The following is a 22,493-nucleotide window of genomic DNA, read 5'->3' as shown; positions in this document are numbered from 1 at the left end:
TAATCCGAAACGGAGACATTCCAAAATCGGAATGCACAGCCCCGTCACGTTTGAAGCCCTGCACACGGAGTCAGACCAAGATCACTGACCCCACACCCGAAGTGTCCGGCGAACGGGGGCAAGCTCAACGATGCTTCAACCGCCTCAAACCATCGCCACCCGATTCGACAAGACCACCACCTCCTACCGGAGCACGATCGACCTCGCCACACCGCTCATCTGGCTTTGCGGACAGGCCCTAATCCTCCGCCAGCGCCTCCTCGCGCGTCGTGCGCAGTCGGACGATTTCGTCGGCTCCGGTGATCTCCAGTGGGCGCCTTGTGAAGCCGGAGCCGACCACCACGTGCACGCGGCCCGGGGCCGCCATCCCGGCGGCCAGCACGACCGCGATCCCCGCCGAGGCCAGGAAACTCACCTCGCTCAAGTCGATCACCAGCCGCTCGGCGCAGGCGCGAGCCGCGGGCAGGGCGACGGCCTCGAACGCGGGGGCGGTCAGGTGGTCGAGTTCGCCGGCGACGCGCACCAGCGTCGCGCCGGGCAGGTGCTCCACGTGCACGTCCACGTGCGCGACCGGCTCGTCCGGCTGGAAAGAGGACACCCGCTCGATCTAACCGTGACCGGACAACGGCGGAAAGCCCGGTCTTGCGTCCGGCGACCCCGTGTGGCCTAATATGGCATCAAGTGCCAAAATGATGTCCCTCACAGGCGAGGCGGAGTGGCGAGATGTCCAACGGTTGGTTCGAGACGGTGGCCGAGGCACAGCGGCGGGCGAAGAAGCGCCTGCCCAAGTCCGTCTACGGCGCCCTGGTGGCTGGTTCCGAACGCGGCATCACCGTCGACGACAACATCGCGGCGTTCGCCGAGCTCGGGTTCGCCCCGCACGTCGCCGGCCTGTCCGACAAGCGCGAGCTGGGCACCACCGTGATGGGCCAGCCGATCGCGCTGCCGGTGATCATCTCCCCCACCGGCGTCCAGGCCGTGCACCCCGAGGGCGAGGTGGCCGTGGCCCGTGCCGCGGCCGCGCGCGGCACCGCGATGAGCCTCAGCTCGTTCGCCAGCAAGTCCATCGAGGAGGTCGCGGCGGTCAACCCGCAGACCTTCTTCCAGATGTACTGGGTCGGCAGCCGCGACGTGCTCGTGCAGCGCATGGAGCGCGCCCGCGCCGCGGGGGCGGTCGGGCTGATCATGACGCTGGACTGGTCGTTCTCCAACGGCCGCGACTGGGGCAGCCCGGTCATCCCGGAGCGGCTGGACCTCAAGGCGATGGTGCGGTTCGCGCCGGAGGGCATCACCCGGCCGAAGTGGCTGTGGGACTTCGCGAAGACCCGCAAGCTGCCCGACCTGACCACGCCGAACCTGACCCCGCCCGGCGGCACGGCGCCCACGTTCTTCGGCGCGTACGGCGAGTGGATGCAGACGCCGCTGCCGACCTGGGAGGACGTGGCGTGGCTGCGCGAGCAGTGGGGCGGGCCGTTCATGCTCAAGGGCGTCATGCGCGTGGACGACGCCAAGCGGGCCGTGGACGCGGGGGTCACCGCGATCTCGGTGTCCAACCACGGCGGCAACAACCTCGACGGCACCCCGGCCCCGATCCGCGCGCTGCCGGCGATCGCGGACGCCGTGGGCGGTGACGTCGAGGTGCTGCTGGACGGCGGCATCCGGCGCGGCAGCGACGTCGTCAAGGCGCTCGCCCTGGGCGCGAAGGCGGTGCTGATCGGCCGCGCCTACCTGTGGGGCCTGGCCGCCAACGGGCAGGCCGGGGTGGAGAACGTGCTGGACATCCTCCGCGGCGGCATCGACTCGGCCATCCTCGGCCTCGGCAAGTCCTCGATCCACGACCTCACCCGCGACGACGTGGTGGTCCCCCCGGGCTTCGAGCGCGCCCTCGGCGTGCCGAAGAGCTGAGCCACCCCGGCGGCGGGCTGCGCGCGGACGGGCCCGCCGCCGGGGTTTCCAGTGAGCTTCGGGACAACTCACTCGGCACCGGACGTTCCGGAAGGTACTTTCAGCAAGCAACCATCCGCGCACGAACTCCGGAGCCGCATGTCCCCGTCTCCCGGCCGCCTCACCGCGGTGCTCGCGCTGGGCGGTGTCGTCGTCGCCGTCATGCAGACGCTCATGGTGCCCCTGCTGGCCGACCTGCCGTCGCTGCTGCGCAGCTCCAGCTCCGACACCGCGTGGGTCATCACGATCACCCTGCTCACCGGCGCGGTCGCCACCCCGGTGCTGGGCCGCCTCGGCGACATGTACGGCAAGCGCCGGATGATGATCGTCGCGCTGTCGTTGCAGGTCGCGGGCTCCCTGGTGTGCGGCCTGACGACCGAGCTGCTGCCGATGATGATCGGCCGCGGGTTGCAGGGCTTCGCGATCGGCGCGATCCCCCTGGGCATCAGCATCATGCGCGACGAGCTGCCGCCGGAGCGGCTGGGCGGCGCGGTCGGTCTGATGAGCTCGTCGCTGGGCATCGGCGGCGCGCTCGCGCTCCCGGCCGCGGCACTGGTCGCCGAGCACTTCGACTGGCACATCCTGTTCCTCGGCGCGGCCGCGCTCGGGCTGGTCAGCCTCGTGCTGATCGTGCTCGTGGTGCCGGAGTCGGCGGTCCGCTCCCCCGGCCGCTTCGACCTGCCCGGCGCGATCGGGCTGTCCGCGGCGCTGGTGTGCCTGCTGCTGGCGATCTCCAAGGGCGGCGACTGGGGCTGGGGCAGCACGCGCACCCTCGGTTTCGGCGTCGCGGCGGTGGTGCTGTTCGTCGCGTGGGGTTTCCTGCAGCTGCGCACCGCCGAACCGCTGGTCGACCTGCGCACGACCGCGCGCCGCCCGGTCCTGCTCACCAACCTGACCTCGATCATGGTCGGCTTCGCGCTCTACGCGACCCAGCTGGTGCCGCCGCAGCTGCTGCAGCTGCCCGCGGGCACCGGCTACGGACTCGGGTTGTCGATGGTGGTCGCCGGGCTGTGCGTCGCGCCGTCGGGCCTGCTGATGATGGCGATGTCCCCGGTGGCCGCCCGGCTGATCGCCGCGCGCGGGCCGAAGGTGTCGCTGCTGTGCGGCATCACCGTGCTCGGCGCCGGCTACGGGCTGGGCCTGACTCTGATGGGCGCGGGCTGGCAGATGGCGATCTTCTCCGCGATGGCCGGGGCGGGTGTGGGCCTCGCCTACGCGGCCATGCCGAGCCTGATCATGAGCGCGGTGCCGGCCACCGAGACCGCGGCGGCCAACGGCCTCAACACGCTGATGCGCTCGATCGGCACGTCGTCGTCGAGCGCCGTGGTCGGCATGGTGCTCGCGGGCATGACGATCGACTTCGGCGGCACCCCGGTGCCCAGCCTGACCGGGTTCCGCGCCACGTTCCTGATCGGCTGCGCCGCGTGCGTGGCCGCGCTGCTCATCGCGTGCTTCATCCCGGGCCGCGCGCGTCCGGCGGAGACGCTCCTGACCGGCGTGGTGCGCTCCGCGCGCGGCGTCCTGGAAGGCGCGGCGGTGACCCTGATCAGCAAGGACGGGCAGCAGACCGGCACCACCGCCACGGACGCGAACGGCCGGTACTCGCTGAACATCCCCGGCGGCGAGTACGTCCTGGTCTGCTCGGCCGCCGGCTACCAGCCGGAGGCGGCGCCGGTGAGCGGGCCGGGCGAAGCCGGCTTCACGCTGTCGGCGACCGGCCGCCTCACCGGCACCGTCGGCGTGGCCGGCGCGCTGCTGATCGCCGCCGACGAGCGCGGCGAGGTCGCGGGCAGCGTCACCTCCCGCGCGGACGGCTCGTTCGAGGTGACCGGCCTGCTGCCGGGCCGCTACGCGCTCGCCGTCGCCAAGCACGGCTACCGGACCGTCGCCGTCCCGGTGCGGGTCGGCGACGGTCCGGTGCGCTGCGAACTCGTCCTCGCGCCGGAGGACGTGACGATCACGAACTAGCCGGGAAGCCGTGCCTGCGGGCGCCGAGGACGACGACCAGCACGGGCACGAGCAGCACCAGCACGGTCCACGGGAACACACCGGGCCCGAACGCGTCGAGCAGGATCCCGCCGACCACGCCGCCCCCGGCCATGGCCGCGTTCCACAGCGTCACCAGCGCGGCCTGCGCCGTGTCGGCCGCCTCGCCGCCCGCGTTCCCGGCGGCGGTCTGCAGCAGCGTCGGCACGCCGCCCCAGCCCAGGCCCCACAGCGCGGCCGCGAGGTAGACGAGGAGCGCGCTGCCGGACAGCACGGCCAGCATCGCCGCGGCGACGGCGACCAGCACCGTCGCGACGATCGTCAGCTCCCGCAGCTGCCGGTCGATGCGCGCGCCGACGATCACGATGCTCAGCACCGACGCGATCCCGAACACGAGCAGCACCGCGTCGACGCGGACGCCGTGCAGGAACGTCGCGAGGTAGGTGTAGAGGACGTTGTGCGCCAGCACGAACACGAGCGTGACGACCAGGACCGAGGCCACACCCGGCACCGCGACCGCGCGCCGCACCGGGATCCGGGAGCCGTCGCGCTGCCCCGGCTGGTCGGGCACGGCCGCGAGGATCCAGGCGATCAGCACGACGGCGATCACCGACATCACGCCGAACGTCACCCGCCAGCCGACGGCCTCGCCGAGGAAGGTGCCGGCCGGCACGCCCAGCGACAGCGCCAGCGGGATCCCGGCCATCACGACCGCGATCGCCTTGCCCCGCAGGTGTTCCGGCGCCACCCGCCGCGCGTAGCCGGCGAGCAGCGCCCACACCACACCGGCGGCCACCCCGGCGGCGAACCGGCCGGCCATGGTCAGCGCGTAGACACCGGAGACAGCCGTGACGGTGTTGGCGACGGCGAACCCGGCCACCCCGGCGAGCAGCAGGCGCTTGCGGCTCCAGCCGGCCGTCGCGGCGGACAGCGGGATCGCGGCGAGCGCGGTGCCGATCGCGTAGATCGTGACGGCCTGCCCCATCGCGGACTCGCCGACGCGCAGGTCCGCGCTCATCGCCGGCAGGACGCCGGCGGGCAGGGCTTCGGTGAGGACGGTGATGAACGCCGCGGTCGTCAGCGCCAGCAGGGACCGCAGCGGGAGTCTGGTGGGAGTCAGGACATCGATCACGGCGTTATGCTGAAACCATCACACAGATGTGAAGGTCAAATCGCTGTGAGGGGAACCACATGCGCATCGGGGAGCTGTCGCAACGCACCGAAACGCCCCGCCGCCTGCTGCGGTACTACGAGGAGCAGGGGCTCATCGTGTCCCGGCGATTGCCGAACGGCTACCGCGACTACGACGAATACAACGTCGACCGGGTGCTGCAGATCCGCGGCCTGCTCGACGCCGGGCTGCCCACGCGCATCATCAAGCAGATCCTGCCGTGCCTGGACAAGCCACGCACCATCTACTTCCCGGACGCCACCCCGGAGATGCTGGCGACGCTGGAACGCGAGCGCGACCGGATGACCCGCCGCATCGACTGCCTCACCCGCAACCGGGACGCCATCAGCGAGTACCTGGACATCGTCCGTCGGGGGCTTCAGCCCGACGTGGCCTGAGCCGCCCGCAGCAGGCGCAGCTGCCCGATCTCGGCGACGTTCTTCATCAGCTCGGCGTTGACCCACGCGGCCTGGTGCGCCACGGTCAGCCCGGCCTCGGGAGGCCACGGGAAGGCCGCCGGAGCGTCCATTTCGGACAGCCGGTCGAGGACACCGCCCCAGTCGGCGGCCAGCTCACGCAGCCAGGCCACGGCGTTCTCGTCGCCGGGCCAGCCGACCGCCTCGCGCTCGCGGGGCGGGCGGCCGTGCGCGTGGTCCAGGGCCACGCTCCACCACCAGCCGACGTGCCAGGTGATCCAGGCGATGGTGGGCACCGGCACGGGGTCGGGTTCGGTGTCGGCCCAGTCGATCGTCCACCCGTCCGCGGCGGGGCGGACGTGCCAGGTCAGCGGGCCGGGCTCCCAGCGGAAGTCCGCCGGGGTGAGCGCGCTCAGGTGCAGGTCCGCGAGGGACCAGGTCAGGTCGAACTGCCAGCGCAGGAGGGACACGGCCGGATGATCGCAGCGCCCGCGCGCGGCGGCCAACCGGATTTCCCGCACGTACACTCGTGGGGTGCGGACGCGACCGACCCTGAGCTGGACGCCGGCGGGCGAGCCGCTGCCCCGCACGACCAGCCTGGACGACGTGGTCCGCATCGCCGGCACGGGCGGTGCGGTCGTGCTGAGCGGCGCCGGGCTGTCCACCGAGTCGGGGATCCCGGACTACCGCGGCGAGACCGGCAGCCTGCGGCGGCACACGCCGATGACGTACCAGGAGTTCGTCGCGGCAGAGCACGCGCGGCGCCGGTACTGGGCGCGCAGCCACCTCGGCTGGCGCACGATCGCCCGGGCGCGGCCCAACGACGGTCACCGCGCGGTCGCGGCGCTGCGGGCCGCGGGCGTGGTCGGGGGTGTGATCACGCAGAACGTGGACGGTCTGCACCAGGCCGCCGGCACGCCGGACGTGGTCGAGCTGCACGGCAGCCTGGACCGGGTGGTGTGCCTGTCCTGCCGGTCGCGGACGCCGCGCGAGGAGCTGGACCGCCGCCTGCGCGCGGCGAACCCGGACTTCACGGCCACCGCGACGCGGGTCAACCCGGACGGCGACGCCGACCTGGCCGACGACGACGTGCGGGGCTTCCGGGTGGTGCCGTGCCGCGACTGCGCCGGGGTGCTGAAACCGGACGTGGTCTTCTTCGGCGAGAACGTCGAACCGTCGCGTGTGGACCGTTGCTACCGGCTGGTGGAGCAGGCGTCCGCACTGCTGGTGCTGGGCTCGTCCCTGACGGTCATGTCGGGCCTGCGGTTCGTGCGCCGCGCCGCCGAGGCCGGCAAGCCCGTGGCGATCATCAACCAGGGCCCCACGCGCGGCGACAAGTACGCGACCGTGCGGGTGGACCTGCCGCTGGGCCGGGCGCTGACGGAGCTGGTGGCACGGCTGACCGCCTGATCAGGGCGAAACGGCGACCCCGACCGACTGCGCGCCGAACGGCCGCGGTGCGCCCTGCTCGTAGAACACGTCGATCTCCCGGATCAGGAAACCGGCCCCGGTCAGCAGGTCTGCGACCGGGTTGGTGAGCCGGCAGCCGAACACCGCCCGCTGCACCGGGTCCAGCCGGCGCTGCCGGCGCCGGACGTCCGCGTCGGGCGCGAGGCCGTGTTCGGCGAAGTGCAGGGTGCCCCCGGGTTTGAGGACTCGCCGGACCTCGCGCAACGCGGCGCCGGCGTCCGGGATGGCGCACAACGTCCAGGTGGACAGCGTCGTGTCGCAACTGTCCGCGGGCACCGGCAGCGACTGCCCGTCCAGGCCGGCCCGCTCGACCGGCACGGTGGAACCGGCCAGCCGTCCGCTCGCGAGCCGCCAGGCGGCGTCCAGGGGCTCGATGGCGACGACCTCGGTCACCGCCGCCGGGTAGAAGGGCACGTTGCGGCCCGATCCGAAGCCGATTTCCAGCACCCGGCCTCGCAGCCCGGCGCAGGTGCGTTCCCGGTGCGGCCGCGCCGGCGCGGCGCCACAGGCCAGGTCGATGATGCGGGGCCGGATCCGGTTCGCGTAGAAGCCCATGGCGCCATTGTTGCTGATCGGTGGCCGCCCAGCCCTTCCTGCGCAGCTCGGCCGGTCTCGCCGCGGTCCGGCTGCCGGCGCGGACGGCGGGCGTGCTCGGCTCCGGCCGGCGCGCCCGCCCCACCACGACGCTAGAGGTACGGCCGCGTGATGATCTCGATCGCGTGCCCGGCGGGGTCCTTGAAGTAGACACCCCGCCCGCCGTGCTCGTGGTTGATCTGCCCGGGGCGGGTCGTCTGCGGATCCGCCCAGTGCTCGATCCCCCGCTCGACGAGCCGCGCGTAGGCGCGGTCGAACAGCTCGTCGTCGACGAGGAAGGCGTAGTGCTGCATCTGAATCTCCACCGGCGGTTCGGCGAACTGCAGCAACACACCCCCGTCGAGCATGACGTTGACGAACGGCCCCCACGACGGGGCTTCGGCGACTTCCAGCAGTTCACGGAAGAAGCGGGCCGACTCGTGGCGATCCTTGGCGGCGATGATCGTGTGGTTGAAGGTGACGGTCAAGGGAGTCCTTTCGATCGGTTGGGTGAACAGCGCGGAAGCGAATGCTCCCGGCGGTCCACGCGAGCCGATCAGACCGTCACCGGATCGCCTTCCCGTGTGTGGCGCGCGGCCGTTCCGGTGATCACGCCGTCAGTCTAGGAGGTGAGGTCCGGGTACGGCAACGAGGTATGCGCAAGGGCGCCGGGCCGCGGGATCAGCGAACCTGGTCCCAGGGGATGGCCTCGATGCGGTCGAGGTGTGCCTCGCCCCACTCCCCGAGCGGGGCGAGCGCGCTGTTGAGCGAACGGCCGAAGCCGGTGAGGGAGTACTCGACCTTCGGCGGAACCTGGTGGTAGACCTCGCGATGCAGCAGACCGGTCGCCTCCATCTCGCGGAGCTGCAGGATCAGCACCCGCTCACTGATCCCCGCCACGGCGCGTCGCAGCTCGCCGAACCGCAACGGCCCGTCCTGGAGCGCGAACAGGATCAGCCCCTTCCACTTCCCTCCCATGACGGCGATGGCGGCATCGAGCCCGCAGGTGAACGTCGGTGTCTTCATTCACGTCCTCACGTACACATTTGTCAGTACCCGCGAAAGATGTCGGTACTTGAGGAAATGTACGCGAGAACCCAGGATCGCGGTGCCACACCACGAGCACTGGAGGAAGCACATGACCGAGCACGCACGCACCCCCGTCACCGTCATCGGCCTGGGTTCGATGGGGACGGCGCTGGCCGGGGCGTTCGTCGCCGCGGGACACCCGACCACCGTGTGGAACAGGACCGCCGCCCGGGCGGCACCCCTGGTCGCGAAGGGCGCCGTGCACGCGGCGGCGATCGAGGACGCGATCGCCGCCAGTCCGTTGGTCATCGCCTGCCTGACCACCTACGACGACACCGTCGCGGCCCTGGCCCCGGCAGGCCCGGCGCTGCGGGGCCGGGCGCTGGTCACCCTGAACAGCGGTTCCCCGGCCGGCGCCCGCGAGATGGCCGCCTGGGCCGGCGGTCACGGCGCGCGGTTCCTCGACGGGGCGGTCAAGGACGTACCTCCGGCGGTCGGGAAACCGGGCACGCTCCTGTACTACGCCGGGGACAAGGCCGTCTTCGACGAACACCGGACGACGCTGGAGGTGCTGGGCGGCGACACCGTGCACCTGGGCGACGAACCCGACCTGGCCGCGCTGTACGAGATGGCGGTCGGTGGAACCCTGCTCCCGGCGCTCGTCGGTTTCTTCCAGGGTGCGGCCGCCGTGCAGGCGCGCGGACTCGACGCGAGCACGCTGGTGCGGTTCACGGTCAAGTGGTTCGAGATGATCGGTTCCGTTCTGCCGGTGTTCGCGCGGGAGATCGACAGCGGGGACTACACGAAGCCGATGTCGACCGTCGCGCTCTTCCTGGCGGGTGCGGCGCACGACGCGGAACTGGGCGCGGAGGCGAACATCGACGTGTCCTGGCAGGCGCCGTTCCACGAACTGCTGCGACGGGCCGTCGACGCCGGCCACGCGGACCACAGCATCGCGGCCCTGACCGAAGTGCTCAAAAAGCCTGCACCCGCGTCGTGACGATCCGCGCGCCCGGTTTTTGTCGGTGGGACCCGCTAGCCTGATCGCACCAACCGGGGGAAGGGATCCACCACCATGCGTCTGCCACGACTTTCGTTGCCTCGACGGCGTTTCGCACTGCTCGTCCATCGTGGACCATCTGCGCACGTTCGGCGTCTCCAGCGGCACCTCGCCGGAGCGGGCCGGGGCTGCTTGACCGAGGTCTCCGCCATGGTCGCCACAGCCCGCCGCGCGGCGCCCGGGCTGCGATCGGCTCGGGCGTGGTGCCTCCCCGCGGTCCGGGCACGAGGGTCCGGGCACGCACGGTCAGGGCAGGATGGATCAGGGCACGATCGAGTCCACGTAGCCGCCGTCCACTCGCACCGCCGCTCCCGTTGTCGCCGAGGCTTGCGGCGAGCTGAGGTACACCACCATGTTCGCGATCTCCTCGGGCTCGATCAGGCGCTGCAGCAACGACTGCGGCCGGTGCTTCCGCATGAACTCCTGCTGCGCCTGGTCCCACGGCAGGTCGCGGTCGACGAGTTCGTACACGAAGTCCTCGACGCCGGCGGTGTGCGTGGGTCCGGCGAGGACGGCGTTCACGGTCACCCCGGTTCCGGCGGCGGCCTTGGCGAAACCGCGGGAAACACCCAGCAGAGCCGTTTTCGACATGCCGTAGTGGATCATCTCGGCGGGGATCACGATCGCCGAGTCGCTCGCGATGTACTGGATGCGGCCCCAGCCCCGCTCGGTCATGCCCGGCAGGTAGGCGCGGGTGAGCCGCACCGCGGCGAGCACGTTCACCTCGAAGTACCGGCGCCACTCGTCGTCGCTGATCTCCAGCGGGTCGGCCGAGCCGAAGATGCCCAGGTTGTTGACCAGGATGTCGGTGCGCGGCAACTGCTCGGTGACCTCCCGCGCACCCCGCTCGCTCGCGATGTCGGCGACCACCGGCACCACCTGCGCGTCGGGCACCTCGGCGGTCAGCTGCTCGATCGCCTTCGTGACCTTGTCCGCGCTGCGGCCGTTGACGCCCACCCGGGCGCCGGCGCGGGCCAGTCCGAGCGCGATCGCCGCGCCGATCCCCTGCGTCGAACCGGTGATCAGGGCCGTCTTCCCACTCAGATCAAGGCGCATGCCGCGATCGTAGGGGCGGCCGGCCGCGCCCGCACGGCTGCACGCCGCGTGCAGGTCACCGCCACAGGCGGGGTCGCGGCAGCGCGCCTCGCCCCATCGGGCGTGCCCGCACCCGGCGCCGGCCTCCCGGCACGGGCTCGCCTTCCCCGGCGAGAATTCGCTCCGCTGGGGACGGTCAACGCGGTGACGGGCAAGCCGTACCCCGCGGGTACGCGCCGCGCACGATCAACCACCAGTTGACGGTGCTGCACGCGTTCTACGCCTTCGCGCTGGACATGGACCTGGGACCGTTGGTGAATCCGGTGCCGCAGCAACGCGGGCCGAGTGGTGGCCGGCTGCCGGCGCACCAGAGCCCGCTGGAGCCGGTGCGGCGGCAGCGGCGGGCGGCCTACCGGCAGAAGGTGCCCAAGACGTTGCCGCGCAGCCTGCCCGACGGCGCGGCGGAGGCGTTGTTCTCGGCGCTGCGGTGTCACCGGGACCGGGCGATGGTGGCGATGTGGTTGTCCAGCGGCGTGCGCGCCTCGGAGTTGCTGGGGCTGCGGCACGAGTGGATCGACTACGGCTGCAAGACGATCAAGGTGATCTCGAAGGGCTCGCGGAGCCTGGAGGAGGTGCCGGCGTCAGCGGACGCGTTCGTGTGGCTGGCACTGTATCTGGCTGAGAGCGGGCAGGACGGCCCGGTGACGGGGCCGGTGTGGTGGACGCTGCGGCAGCCGCGGCGGCCGTTGACCTTCACGCCACCAGGGCGGTGCTGGTGCGGGCGAACGCGCTGCTGGGCACGAACTACTCGCTGCACGACCTGCGCCACACCGCAGCGATCCGGATGGCCAACGATCCGAACTTCTCGCTGGTGGAGGTGCAGACCATTCTGCGGCACGCCTCGGTGACCAGCACCCAGATCTACCTGCAACCCCGACTGCAGGACCTGATCGCGAAGTTGGCCGACCTGCACGAGCGCCGCCGGGCGGCCGCGGCGCAGCCGCTGGCCGTGCCGGCGGGCTACGACGAGACCGAGCTGGCCGAGTTACTGGGGCTGGACCAGTGACCGGACCGGCGACGACCGTGTCCGCGGCGCCGCCGACCGTGCCGCCGCTGGCCGCCGACGAGCGGTTCGCGGTCAACGGCAGCGTTCACCCGCTGCCCGCCTACGATGCCGGACGCACCCCGCCGCCGCGGCCGCCTGGTTCTCCCGGGGCGGACCTGCTCACGGCCGAGCCCGAGGTGGTGGTCGAGGTGCTGCGGCAGCGGTTGGGACCGGTTCTGCCGCAGCCGGCCACGGTGGTCCCACAGGCCACCGCGACGCGTCGGCTGCTCGGTGGCTGGCGCAGTTTCCCGGCCAGGACTGGGAGCAGCGGTGGCTGGCCAGCGGCGCGGACGAGGCGCCGCGGTCCTGGCTGGACCACGCGGTCGCCGCGGGGGTTGGCGCGAACCGGTATCGGGTAGCGGCGGGGCGGTTGTGGCTGCTGCTGGGCCGGGTACTGCGGCCGTCGTATTCGTTCCTGCTCAACTCCCATTTCAGCACGTTGTTCGCAAGTTCCCGGTGCTGCACGACGCAGGCGAGTTCGCCGTGGTGCGGGTGATGCCGGCAACTGTCCGGTGAGGACCTGCTGACCTACGCCGATCTGGTGCGCACCTCCGGGCGGCACCGGCGCGAGCACCTGGCGTGGGAGCTGCTCGTCGCGCTCGGCCCGCTGGCCGGGGAACCCCCGACGCTGCGCGCGGTGTGGACGGCCAAGGGCAACAGCCGCCAGCACGACCCGGCCGGGATCCTGGCCCGCTACGGGCTGCCGCCCAGCCCGGTGCGGGACGTGCTGATCGACTACCTCACCGAGGTCCGGCCGGGTCTGGACTACGGCAGCTGGCTGCGCTACGCCCACACCCTCGGCCGGGCGTTCTGGTGGGAGATCCTGCAGACCAACCCCGACCAGCAGGATCTGCGCCTGGCCCCCGAGGTGGTCACCGAGTGGCGACGCCGCATCAAGCTGACCGCGACCGGGCAGCCCCGCCGCGACGTGCACAGCCTGCTGTTCCGGGTCCGCGGGTTCTACCGGGACCTACAGCGACGGGCCCTGGACGAGCCGGCCCGCTGGGTTGTGTGGGCCGCCCCGTCCCCAGTGCGGGACACCGACGTGCGGGCGCTGCGTAAGGCCAAACGTCACCAGCAGGCCCGTACCCAGCAACGCACCGCGTGCTCACCCCGCTGCTGCCGAAGCTGGTCGCCACCGCAACGGCACGGCGGGACTGGTCGGTGCGGCTGCTGGCCGCCGCCGGAGGCACCGGCCACGACGAACAGGTCGTGGTCGACGGCGTCACCTACGTCCGCCACGACCCGCCGCCGCTGTACCTGCGCCAACGGCGTTCCCGCATCTGGCTGCGCGGACCGGACGGCACACACCTGGACGTCACCGCTCTGGAAGCGGACTGCTTCTGGGCCTGGGCGCTGATCGAGACGCTGCGGCTGACCGGCTGCCGGATCGAGGAGGCGATGGAGCTGACCCAGCTCTCGCTGCGCCACTACACCCCGCCGACCACCGGCACCGTGGTGCCGCTGCTGCACATCGTGCCCTCCAAACTCGACATCGAGCGGCTCATCCCGATGGCCCCGGAACTGGTCACGGTGCTGCTCACCATCGTGCGCCGGGTCCGCGGCACCGACGGGCGGATCCCGCTGTCCATCCGCTACGACACCCAGGACCGCGTCCACGGCGCGCCCCTACCGCACCTGTTCTCCCGCCCGGTCGGTGCCCGCCAGGAGGTGCTCTCCGGCAGCTGCATCCGCACCATCCTCAACGTCACGGCCGAGGCCGCCGGGCTGGAGGACAACGGCGAACCGGTCCGGTTCACCCCGCACGACTTCCGTCGCCTGTTCACCACCGAACTCGTCGGCGCCGGCCTGCCCCTGCACATCGCCGCCACCCTGCTCGGTCACCTGGACCTGGACACCACCCGCGGCTACACCGCCGTCTTCCCCGCCGACGTCTCACCGCCCACCGGAAGATGATCGACCCCCGCCGCAGCCTGCGGGACTCCGCCGAATACCGCGAGGTCACCCCCGACGAGTGGGCCGAATTCGAGGCGCACTTCCAGCTTCGCCGGGTCGCGCTCGGCGGCTGCTTCCGCCCCTACGGCACCCCCTGCGTGCACGAACACGCCTGCATCCGCTGCCCGTTCCTGCGCCTGGACCCGGCCCAGACCCCCGCCGCTGGACAGCATCGAAGCCAACACCCGCGGCCGGCTCACCGAAGCCCGCGGCCGACAGTGGCTCGGCGAGGTCGCCGCCCTCGAGGAAAGCCTGCGCCACATCAGGGACAAGCGCCGCCAGCTCGCCGGTACCGACCGGCATGGTCAGCCCGATGGCCCACTACCCGTGCGCAAGTGGCAGTAACGTTCCCACTTTGAGCATGAGGTAGAAGCTGCAGCTCACCATCAGACACGTCGGCGTCACCGTCGCCGTGGTGACGGTGACCGGGGCACTCACCCCGGTCACCGCACCGTCCCTGCTCACCGAGGGCGTCGCGCTGATCGACACCGGCCGTCGCAACCTCGTGCTCGACCTCACCGAGGTCCCGTCCTGCGACTCCACGGGCACCGGCGTGTTCCAGGACCTGCACCACCTGGCCGGCAACGTCAGCGGGAAGGTGGTGCTGACCGCGATCCGCGGACCGGTGCAGCGCCAGCTCGAACGGGCCGGGCTCATCGGCCTGGTCCCCACGACCATCACCCCGGGCGACGCGCTGCGCGCCGTCGGAGCCGAGCCCGACACCACGGACGGCAGAGCACACCCCGCCGCTGGCTGACGGGCCAGTCTTAGGTTGACCCGATCGTGGGAAGTGGCCGTGCACTGCGGCTCGTAGCGGCTGAGGATGCTGTCATGCCGCTGCCCGCGCTGGTCGCCCCGATGCTGGCCACCGACCGCCAGCCACCGGAGGGTCCCCGGTGGGCCTTCGAGTGGAAGTGGGACGGCATCCCCGCGGTCGTGGCCGCCTACCCCGAACTGCAGACTCTGCCCGGCCTGGTCACGGAGCCGGTGCTGCTCGACGGCGAACTGGTCACCTCGACACCCACGGGCGACCGGACTTCGGCCGGCTCCAGGCACGGATGAACCTCGACGGCCGTCGCTGACCTGACGTACATTACTCGGGCTCCGGCCGTACGGCACAGGGTCGTCGTCGGGTGCACGCGGAAGTAGCTGAAGAACACCTGCGTGGTCAGGAAACCGAAGTAGTACAGCAGGCCGGTCAGCAGCGTCGCGTTCGCGGCCAGGGTGCGACCACCCGCAGCGCCCTGGCCGGCCCGGACTGCGGCGGCGTCCGGGAGCGGGGTGGTGACAGCCGGGTCCTAGCCACCGGAGTCAGTTGTGTCCGAAGTGGACTCTTCCGTGGTCGTCTCGTCCGTGGCCTCGCACGGGGCGGCCGTGATGGTGATCGTCCCGCCCGGGTACACCGGATCCGGCGAGATGTCCGTCGCGCAGTCGCCGGAACCGACGATCCGCACCCGCACACCACACCGGTCCGGCCCGCAGAACTGCGCGAGCTGGCGCAGGATCGCACCCTGCGCGCTGGTCGGCCCTGCCGCGCGGACCGTGCTGTCGTAGTCGATCGGGCTGCCCGGAACCCCCGGCGGTTCCCTCTTCGACGTGCGGGTCGTCGTCGGGTCCACGGCCGTGCCGGTCGTCTCTGCCGTGGTGGTGATTTCGGCCGGGCTGTCCGCCGGCTGTTCGCCGGGAATCGGCGACCCACCCGCGCACCCCGCGAGGGCCGCGCCGATCAGCAGCGCACCGTGATACCTCCGCATGGCTCACCTCCCGGAGGAAGTTTCTGCTTATCAGTACGCATCCGGAGCGCGACTTGATACAGCAGCCAGCTCCTCCCTTCGGGTGAATCAGCGGCTTCGTCCTCTTGATCTCGTTTCGCGAACCGTAGCTGCTCCGTACCGGTTTCGTTCAACTCCGTGACCTGGGTCTTCTCCGTGAGCGGCTCGGGCGGCGCGTCAGCGGATCGTCGACGTCGGGGGATAGGAATGTGGTGCACTGACGTACGCGATGAAAGGAACACGATGATTTCCGGCAGAAGGGCTGCTCTGCTCGCCATGACGACGGCTGCGCTGGCAGCACCGGTGGTGCTGGCTACGCCTGCCTCGGCGGCCACCTGGGACCACAGCATGAGCACGAATGACAGTGACCCCGGCGGCCGGGTGCAGTTCCGGGTGGACGGCGACCGGTTCAGGCTCTGCGACATCGAGGCCGACGGGTGGAAGGTGAACCTGAGGATCTGGGACGAGTACGACGCCGTGGTCGACGAGTCGTCGGTCGGCACGAACGGCAACTGCGTCGAGCGCGTCGCAACCGAGTTCGGGGTGAGGAGTCTCCGGGACGGGCGCTACTACACCTTCGAAATCTGGTTGTCGAAATCCGGTACCTCCTACGCCTACGCGGACGAGGCGACCTGGAAAGCCTGATGTCGAGAGGGGCCGGCTTCTCCTGGCGGGAAGCCGGCCCGCCCGGCCAGAAGGACCGCGACGCCGCGCAGGGAGCGACCCTCACGCACGTCCGCGTAGTCGCAGTGGGGGCTTCCCCGCCAGGGCCCGACATGGCGCGTCCGCGGCAGGCGGCATTCGCCGCCTGGGTCGGCAGCGCTCTGGAGTACTACGCCTTCTTCATCTACGGCACGGCGGCCGCGCTGGTGTTCGGCAAGATCTTCTTCCCGGTCTCGGACCCGGCGACCGGCACGTTGCTGGCCCTGTCCACGTTCGGCGTGGGCTACGTGTCGCGGCCGTTGGGCGCGATCCTGCTCGGCCACCTCGGCGACCGGTTCGGGCGCAAGCGGGTGCTCGTGCTCACCCTGCTCCTGATGGGCGTGTCGACGGTGCTGGTCGGCTGCCTGCCCGGCTACCAGACCGCCGGGGTCGCCGCGCCGGTCATGCTCGTCGCGCTGCGGCTGCTGCAGGGGCTGTCCGCGGGCGGCGAGCAGGCGAGCGCGAACTCGATGCCGCTGGAACACGCGCCGGAGAACCAGCGCGCCTACTACACCAGCTTCACCCTCAGCGGCACCCAGGCCGGGCAGATCGTCGCCACCGCCGTGTTCCTCCCGGTCGCCGCGCTGCCGCAGGACGTCCTGCTGTCCTGGGGGTGGCGCGTGCCGTTCTGGGGCAGCGCCCTGATGGTTCTCGTCGGCTACCTGGTGCGCCGCACGGTCGAGGAGACCCCGGTGTTCGAGCAGGAGGTCCGCACCGGCGAGGTCACCAAGCTGCCGATGGTCGTGCTGCTGCGCGAGCACTGGGCCGACGTGCCGCGGGTGATCGTCGCCGCGCTGAGCGCCTCCGTCAGCACCATCTTCACCGTCTACGCGCTGTCCTATGCGGTCAACACCGTCGGCCTGAGCAAGACGCCGATGCTGTGGGCCGGGGTCCTCACCGCCACCAAGGGGCATGGTGGGGCGCCTGGGGTCGTGATGCGTGGTCCGACTGGACGTCGCACCGCTGCCGTTGGACACGTGACTCGGCTGGTTGAGGCGACCACCTCAGTCCAGCCCGCCTTACAGCATCATGGACACTGACCCCCGGCGAGGGCCGCCGTACCGGTACCCTCGGAGCTTTGCTGTTCGGCGTGCACGACGACCGAGGCCGTCTGCTCTACGCCGGACACGTCGGCCCTGGCGCGGCCTGCGCCCCGACCGCGACCCGGCCAAAGTCATCCATATCCCGTCCCGAGGGGATGTCGCGTCAACGGCCGGTGAGAGCGTCGTCGCCAGGCAATCTTTTTGGCAGCGAGCGAAGTACGCGCTCGTCGAGCACGGCAAGCGTGGTGGCTTCCTCACCAGTTCGAGTAGCTTGAGCGCCATGCTGAGCCCGACTCATGTCTTGGCGATCCTCAAGGGTGCCGCGCGTGCCGGAAGCGGGTGACAAAGTCCCGCCCTCTTCGGTGAGCACAACGGCAGGCACGCCTCGTGCGTCGAGTCGCCCGGTAGCTCAGACACCAACCCGAGTCGTTGAGCGGCCGCGAGGTGCGTCCTGAACCCGAGCACGCTCCCGAAGTGTTTCTCCACGTCGCCGTCCGCGCCGGTGGGATGGGCTGCCTGCTCGGTGAACGGCACGTGCCTCGGGCGGGCGAACTCCGCGCGCGCGTCAAGTTCGCGGACAGCTGCGGTTAGCGGGCGCCGACACTGTCCACTCGCGAGATCTCATCCAGGGCCTCTCTCGCGTCGCAGTGTCTCACTTCGACTGGCGACCTCTTGAGGGGCCGCGCGTTTGCGACGTGCCCCACCTGCAGGTAGCTGCGAGATTGGACCGGTTCCGAACTGGCGCGGATCGGCGGCACGCCGCGCGAGCATCAGCAACGCGTCCGCGACACGACGGGCAGCCGCAGCTTGGTGCGTGCGGCCCTGCGACTGCTGCCACGCGGCGATTTCAGCGATCAGACCGGCTAGGGCGACAAGCAGTGCAAGCCCGGCGAACTTCTCCCTGCCACGTCCGGACGGCGCACCCACGGCTGCCAACGTCGCGACGCCTGCCGCAGGTCTCGTGCGACTGACCCGATGCGCTGAGGCAGGACCCGGTGTGGTGTGCGTGCTGCACGGTCGTACCGCTCAGTGATTGCTGCAAGGGCTCCGGCATCATGGCCCTCTCTACCACGGGCTAGCGTCGCGAGTACCTCGCTCGTCGCGTGGATGACCCCCTCGACATCCTTGCTGCCGCGGCGGACTGCGGAGTTTGCCCGTTCGACGGCGTCAGTAGCCACCTCGACCGCTCGATGGCGGTCCGCGCGCGTGGCGCGGCCGTCGTCGGTGTAGACGATCGGGTGGTCGACCGGAGGTGCGGTTGACCAGCGGGCGATTAGCTTCGGCCACGTCAGGTCGGCGGCAAGTTTCCGAACCCGAGAACGCGACTGGACGGCCGTCGGCTGTGACGTCACCTGGAAGAGACACCGTGTAACCGCGGATCTCGCCGTCGCCGCCGACCGTCGTTCGCGGGTTGAGGCCCTCGCGGCGGAGCTCGCGCAGAAACTCATCACCGCTGCTTGCGCTCGCGGCACACTGAGAGACCGCTCGCCGAAGCTGCTGCCGAGCAGTCAACTCCCAGCCCTTCCGGTCGGCCTTGCCCCGCTCGCGACGAGACAGCGCCTGTGTAGCCGTCTTGTCTGAAGTCGCTGTGCTCCGCAGTCCAAGTTCATGCTCGAGCGTCCGACACTCCGCGCGCAGCCTTGGATAGTCCCGGTATGGGTAGATACGTTTGCCAGTCTGCTCGGAGACCAGGATCGCCATCAAGTGAATGTGGTCGTCAGCGTGCCGCACGGCGATCCATCGAGCCCGGCCTGGTGAATCCCGGTTGCCTTCATCAGTCGCTCGGCGACGTGTTCCCACTGCTTGTCAGTCAGAGTCGGGTCGTCGGGGTGAAGACGGACGGGACAGTGCCAGAAACAACCCGGTCTGAGGATGAAGGCATCCTTCTTCGCGTCAAACCGGTAGTGCTTGACCCACGGCGGCGCATCCCTTGGTAGCCGCCGTCCCCCGCGCAGCGCCTCGGCCCAATGATGCGGGAGCTTGCGCGAATTGCTGAGTGGAAGTCCCGCGGCGGCGGCAAGCTCCTGCATGGTCTCGGTCAGTGGTCCCAGGTCGAGCTCAAGCCGGTCGGCGTCGACGAACCGCAGGTACGCGACGGTCCGTTCCATGTTCTGCCGGTAGCGGGAGCCGAGCAGCCGGACGCGGCCCAGCTCGAGCGGCCGCGGCCGGGCCGGTTCCGCGGCGGCGGCCGCCGTGGCGGCCAGCGCCGCGACCAGCCCCGCTGCCGCGGCCAGCCCGAACACGCCCCGGCGGGTCAGGCCGGTCATCGGATCTCCTCCTGGCGGTACGGCACGAGGCGGGCAGGTCCGACCAGGCCGTACGCCTGCCGGGTGGCGATGCCGAAGACGGCGGGGTTGCTCACCCGCAGCCGGTTGAGGAGCGTGGTGGCGACCTCGACCTCGAGGGTGTTGCGGCCCGGGCGCAGCCACGGCCCGACGTCGACCACCGGGTCGAGCACGTCGGCGGGCGGCAGGGCGCGGCCGTTGACCGTGACGCGGTAGGTGTCGAACACCTCGCCGAGTTCGAGGTAGGCGCCGAGACCGGGACGCCACGAGCCGAGGTCGACCGTGGTGCGGTAGCGGCCGACGCCGGAGACGTCCCGCAGCTCGGGGATCGCCGGCCAGGCGGCCAGGGCGGTCAGGCTGAGCCGGTGGGTGGTCTTCACCGTCTCGGTGGGGGTCGCGCCGGGCTGCCAGTCCTCGACCTCGAGGTCCCACGCGGTGAGCGGCACCGGCGCGGGCACAGCGTCCACGGTGGTGCGCACGACGCGACCGGTGGACAGCGTGGTCGAGTAGGTGCCGGCCGCGGTGGCACGCAGCACCAGCTTGCCGTCGTCGAACCGGACGTCCGCGTCGGAGGCGGTGGCGTGCGGTGTGCGGGCGCCCGGGCCGAAGCCGATCAGCATCGACTGGCCGGGGTTGAGGGCGACCCGCACCCGCACCTTGTCGCCGGCGCGCTCGTAGGTGCCGATCCGTTCCATTCGGCCGGTCCACGCGTCGAACAGGTACGGCTCGGCGGAGCGGTCGCGGGAGGTGAGCCAGACGTCCTGGTCCACCGCGGTGATGCGGCGGTTCTCGGCGTGCCGGGCGTTGGCGAGGTAGTAGTAGTCGACGCCGTCATCGACCCGGTGCACGGTCATGATCGTGGAGCGGGCGTATTCGACGTCGCGGGTCACGCCGAGGTCGGCGAGCGCGCCGGGGATGCCGTTGGCGTCGGCGGCCACCCGCACCCGCGGCAGGGCGACGAGCTGGGCGAGCAGCGTCCGGAGCTGGTCGTTCTCGCCGGGCTGGGCGATGCCGACCGAGTGCACGTCGGTCCAGCTGCCGACCACCACGACGGCCAGCCCGGCGCGGGCCAGGTCGAGCAGCCGGCGCGCGGCGTGCACGGACAGGGTGTGTTCCCGGTTGCGGAAGATGTCGCCGTCGAGGATCAGCGCCTTGTAGGCCGGGCCGTCCGGGGCGAGGCGGCCGTCGCGCACGACCGCGCTGGGCAGGTCCAGCATCGGCTCGCTGAGGAAGCCGTGCGTCCAGCCGACCGGGATGCCGTCGTTGGTCGCCCACGGCGCGCCGATGCCGGTGGAGGTCCAGCCCTTCTGCCGGAAGAACGCGAGGTCGGTCTTCTGGACACCGGCGCGCAGCACGAGCTGCGTGCGGGCGAACCAGCCGGCGATGTCCGGGACGTGGCCCCAGGTCGGCTGGCGCGGGCCCCACGCCTCGGCGTAGCCGATGCCGGTGCCGTTGTAGGGCGAGAACGCCGCGAAGCCCGGCCACGCCGCGCCGGGCGCCGACGCGTAGGAGAAACCGTGCAGGACGGCCTGGTTGACGCCGCCGGCGAAGACGCTGCCCATGGTCTGCAGCACCTTGTCCCACGTGGTGCTGTAGGCGCCGTTGGCGTAGGCGGCGGACTCGCACGACAGCAGCCGCCGTCCGCCCATGTCGCGTCCGGAGGCGAGCACGCGGTAGTCGTCGAGGTTCTTGAAGCCCAGCGACTCGCTTTCCGGCACGTCGAGCAGCGCGGCGCTGCGGATGGCGTCGGTGGGCAGGCCGTAGGGCTGCACGCGCAGGGTCATGCCCAGGCTGTGCGCGAATTCCTGGAGCGGGAGCAGGTGGTTTTCGTGGTAGAGGTCGGAAAGGACCTGGTTGTGGTCGTCGCGGACGTGGTTGGTGGTCTCGCTGTCGAAGGTGAACGGGTACTTCTCGTTGCGCTGCACGATCACCGGCAAGTACGGCAGCAGGTCGTAGCCGGCGCGGCGGCGGAACTCGGCGAGGTGGTCCGGCGTCCAGGGAGTCGCCTCGGTCTCGATCTCCAGCGAGTCCTCGAACAGGTCGCCGCCGGTCTCGCGCAGCAGGCGGCGGATCGCCGGGGTGAGGATCGTGCAGTGCCACACGTCGATCACCGCCTGGGCGCCGGCGCGGCTGAAGTGGTCGACGACGTAGGCCGGCGGCTCGGTGTGCGGCCCGGCTTCCGGTTGCTGCGCGGAGCCTCGCAGCCAGTAGGCGATGATCGCCCAGGTGCCCTCGGGAGCGGTCCAGGTCTCGCCCGAGCCGAGGGTGCGGACGGTCGCCGGGTCGAGGGTGACGGTGGCGGCCGTGGTGGCGCCGATGACCTTGGCGACCTGCACGGCCACGAGGTCCTGCCGGTGCACGCCCTCCTCGGGCGGCTCGACGGCGGCGGGCGGCGGTCCGGAGTAGACGGTGCCGCCCTGGACGAACGTCACGCCGTGCGCGAGTTCCTTGCAGGCGGCCGGGTGGTCCGGGGTGATGGTGGGCACGGCGGTCGGCCAGCACGGCCCGAGCGCGAGGTCGACGCGCAGCTTGCGGTCCCTGGCGCGGCGCAGGGCGGTCTCCACGGCGGCGAGCCAGGCCGGGGTGCCCCAGCCGTGGCCGGCCGGGTCGAGGTCGGCGCGGACGCTGTGGTGCACGTCCTGGATCTCGACGCCGCCGAACCCGGCGTCGGCGATCTGGTCGACCTCGCGGGCGATCTCGCCGAGGTCGACCAATCCGTGCGGCCACCACCAGCGGAACTTCGCGGCGGTGTCGGGGCCCGGGGCGGCGAACCGCTGCGCGAACGGCCTGCCGGGTGCGGCCAGGGCGGGCGGCGCGGACGGCAACGCGGCGGCCAGGCCGAGGGCGGCGCTGGCGCCGAGGAAGGTGCGCCGGGTGAGTCTGGTCATGGGGAAACTCCGGGGACTGGGGAGGGGGATGGGGAAAACGAGCGGCACGGTGCTGCCC

General features: G+C 71.5%; 21 protein-coding genes and 1 pseudogene. 11 read left to right on the top strand and 11 right to left on the bottom strand.

From position 1 onward, the window contains the following. Positions 1 to 238: 238 nt before the first annotated feature. On the bottom strand, positions 239 to 598 hold the full coding sequence (locus D0D15_RS30575) for an STAS domain-containing protein (protein WP_094004992.1): 360 nt from the start codon (positions 596 to 598) through the stop codon (positions 239 to 241). Positions 599 to 723: 125 nt separating this feature from the next. On the opposite strand from D0D15_RS30575, the gene mftD reads away from it, so the two are divergent. Together mftD and D0D15_RS30565 are read left to right on the top strand one after the other, a co-directional pair. Next, positions 724 to 1,905, top strand: coding sequence for a pre-mycofactocin synthase MftD (gene mftD, locus D0D15_RS30570; RefSeq protein WP_094004991.1), 1,182 nt, complete (start codon positions 724 to 726; stop codon positions 1,903 to 1,905). 138 nt (positions 1,906 to 2,043) lie between these two features. Further along, positions 2,044 to 3,912 carry an MFS transporter gene (locus tag D0D15_RS30565; protein WP_094004990.1) on the top strand — a complete coding sequence of 623 codons (1,869 nt, stop codon included), beginning with the start codon at positions 2,044 to 2,046 and terminating at the stop codon, positions 3,910 to 3,912. Here D0D15_RS30565 and D0D15_RS30560 read toward each other — a convergent pair. Next, entirely contained in the window at positions 3,902 to 5,062 is a 1,161-nt protein-coding gene (locus D0D15_RS30560) for an MFS transporter (RefSeq protein ID WP_094004989.1), read from the bottom strand. The two genes, D0D15_RS30565 and D0D15_RS30560, sit on opposite strands and share 11 nt — an antisense overlap. Before the next feature lie 59 nt (positions 5,063 to 5,121). Between D0D15_RS30560 and D0D15_RS30555 the strand changes: the two genes are divergently transcribed. After that, the gene (locus tag D0D15_RS30555; protein ID WP_094004988.1) at positions 5,122 to 5,499 is read left to right on the top strand and encodes a MerR family transcriptional regulator; all 378 of its coding nucleotides are present in this window, start codon (positions 5,122 to 5,124) and stop codon (positions 5,497 to 5,499) included. On the opposite strand, the gene D0D15_RS30550 is transcribed toward D0D15_RS30555, so the two are convergent. Further along, entirely contained in the window at positions 5,481 to 5,987 is a 507-nt protein-coding gene (locus tag D0D15_RS30550; RefSeq protein WP_233157205.1) for a DinB family protein, read from the bottom strand. The two genes, D0D15_RS30555 and D0D15_RS30550, sit on opposite strands and share 19 nt — an antisense overlap. A 64-nt stretch (positions 5,988 to 6,051) precedes the next feature. Between D0D15_RS30550 and D0D15_RS30545 the strand changes: the two genes are divergently transcribed. Then, the gene (locus tag D0D15_RS30545) at positions 6,052 to 6,927 is read left to right on the top strand and encodes an NAD-dependent protein deacetylase (RefSeq protein ID WP_094004987.1); all 876 of its coding nucleotides are present in this window, start codon (positions 6,052 to 6,054) and stop codon (positions 6,925 to 6,927) included. Here D0D15_RS30545 and D0D15_RS30540 read toward each other — a convergent pair whose 3' ends face one another. The 3 genes from D0D15_RS30540 to D0D15_RS30530 form a co-directional block, all read right to left on the bottom strand. After that, a complete protein-coding gene (locus tag D0D15_RS30540) occupies positions 6,928 to 7,542 on the bottom strand; it encodes a class I SAM-dependent methyltransferase (protein WP_094004986.1) in 615 nt (204 codons plus the stop codon). It abuts the gene before it with no gap. A gap of 131 nt (positions 7,543 to 7,673) precedes the next feature. Further along, entirely contained in the window at positions 7,674 to 8,048 is a 375-nt protein-coding gene (locus tag D0D15_RS30535) for a VOC family protein (RefSeq protein WP_094004985.1), read from the bottom strand. A 193-nt stretch (positions 8,049 to 8,241) separates the two neighbouring features. Next, positions 8,242 to 8,586: a winged helix-turn-helix transcriptional regulator gene (locus tag D0D15_RS30530; protein WP_094004984.1), complete on the bottom strand. Its 345-nt coding sequence runs from the start codon at positions 8,584 to 8,586 to the stop codon at positions 8,242 to 8,244. A 112-nt stretch (positions 8,587 to 8,698) separates the two neighbouring features. Between D0D15_RS30530 and D0D15_RS30525 the strand changes: the two genes are divergently transcribed. Then, the gene (locus D0D15_RS30525; protein ID WP_094004983.1) at positions 8,699 to 9,589 is read left to right on the top strand and encodes an NAD(P)-dependent oxidoreductase; all 891 of its coding nucleotides are present in this window, start codon (positions 8,699 to 8,701) and stop codon (positions 9,587 to 9,589) included. 321 nt (positions 9,590 to 9,910) lie between these two features. On the opposite strand, the gene D0D15_RS30520 is transcribed toward D0D15_RS30525, so the two are convergent. Next, positions 9,911 to 10,705, bottom strand: a complete 795-nt coding sequence (locus tag D0D15_RS30520) for an SDR family NAD(P)-dependent oxidoreductase (RefSeq protein ID WP_094004982.1) — start codon at positions 10,703 to 10,705, stop codon at positions 9,911 to 9,913. 694 nt (positions 10,706 to 11,399) lie between these two features. On the opposite strand from D0D15_RS30520, the gene D0D15_RS36700 reads away from it, so the two are divergent. The 4 genes from D0D15_RS36700 to D0D15_RS36130 all read left to right on the top strand — a co-directional run bounded on the left by D0D15_RS36700 (position 11,400) and on the right by D0D15_RS36130 (position 14,807). Continuing rightward, complete coding sequence (locus D0D15_RS36700; RefSeq protein ID WP_208646200.1) at positions 11,400 to 11,750, top strand: tyrosine-type recombinase/integrase; 351 nt, start codon at positions 11,400 to 11,402, stop codon at positions 11,748 to 11,750. Between the two features lie 1,143 nt (positions 11,751 to 12,893). Continuing rightward, positions 12,894 to 13,706, top strand: a complete 813-nt coding sequence (locus tag D0D15_RS36695) for a tyrosine-type recombinase/integrase (RefSeq protein ID WP_198958187.1) — start codon at positions 12,894 to 12,896, stop codon at positions 13,704 to 13,706. 454 nt (positions 13,707 to 14,160) lie between these two features. Then, positions 14,161 to 14,502 carry an STAS domain-containing protein gene (locus D0D15_RS30500; RefSeq protein WP_158224414.1) on the top strand — a complete coding sequence of 114 codons (342 nt, stop codon included), beginning with the start codon at positions 14,161 to 14,163 and terminating at the stop codon, positions 14,500 to 14,502. A gap of 74 nt (positions 14,503 to 14,576) precedes the next feature. Further along, complete coding sequence (locus tag D0D15_RS36130; protein WP_143266177.1) at positions 14,577 to 14,807, top strand: DNA ligase-like domain-containing protein; 231 nt, start codon at positions 14,577 to 14,579, stop codon at positions 14,805 to 14,807. A 236-nt stretch (positions 14,808 to 15,043) separates the two neighbouring features. On the opposite strand, the gene D0D15_RS30490 is transcribed toward D0D15_RS36130, so the two are convergent. Next, positions 15,044 to 15,499, bottom strand: a complete 456-nt coding sequence (locus D0D15_RS30490; protein ID WP_094004978.1) for a hypothetical protein — start codon at positions 15,497 to 15,499, stop codon at positions 15,044 to 15,046. A 294-nt stretch (positions 15,500 to 15,793) separates the two neighbouring features. Here D0D15_RS30490 and D0D15_RS30485 point away from each other — a divergent pair, with 294 nt between their 5' ends. After that, positions 15,794 to 16,162, top strand: a complete 369-nt coding sequence (locus D0D15_RS30485) for a hypothetical protein (RefSeq protein ID WP_198958186.1) — start codon at positions 15,794 to 15,796, stop codon at positions 16,160 to 16,162. Between the two features lie 131 nt (positions 16,163 to 16,293). After that, positions 16,294 to 17,145 (top strand): annotated as a pseudogene (locus D0D15_RS30480) (MFS transporter); the annotation flags it as partial. Positions 17,146 to 18,429: 1,284 nt separating this feature from the next. Here D0D15_RS30480 and D0D15_RS37945 read toward each other — a convergent pair. Genes D0D15_RS37945 through D0D15_RS30465 form a run of 3 tightly spaced genes read right to left on the bottom strand, consistent with a single transcriptional unit; the run spans position 18,430 to position 22,435 of the window. Next, entirely contained in the window at positions 18,430 to 18,963 is a 534-nt protein-coding gene (locus tag D0D15_RS37945) for a relaxase/mobilization nuclease domain-containing protein (protein WP_369806793.1), read from the bottom strand. Continuing rightward, positions 18,963 to 19,529, bottom strand: a complete 567-nt coding sequence (locus D0D15_RS36125; RefSeq protein ID WP_162830690.1) for a hypothetical protein — start codon at positions 19,527 to 19,529, stop codon at positions 18,963 to 18,965. Before D0D15_RS36125 ends, D0D15_RS37945 begins: the two co-directional genes overlap by 1 nt. Beyond that, a complete protein-coding gene (locus tag D0D15_RS30465) occupies positions 19,526 to 22,435 on the bottom strand; it encodes a glycosyl hydrolase (protein WP_094004974.1) in 2,910 nt (969 codons plus the stop codon). Before D0D15_RS30465 ends, D0D15_RS36125 begins: the two co-directional genes overlap by 4 nt. Between the last annotated feature and the right edge of the window lie 58 nt (positions 22,436 to 22,493).

The organism is Amycolatopsis thermalba (assembly GCF_003385215.1).
In the GTDB taxonomy this organism is placed as follows: domain Bacteria; phylum Actinomycetota; class Actinomycetes; order Mycobacteriales; family Pseudonocardiaceae; genus Amycolatopsis_E; species Amycolatopsis_E thermalba.
Note: the sequence above shows the minus strand (reverse complement) of the source record. Positions and strands in the feature narration are given on the sequence as shown.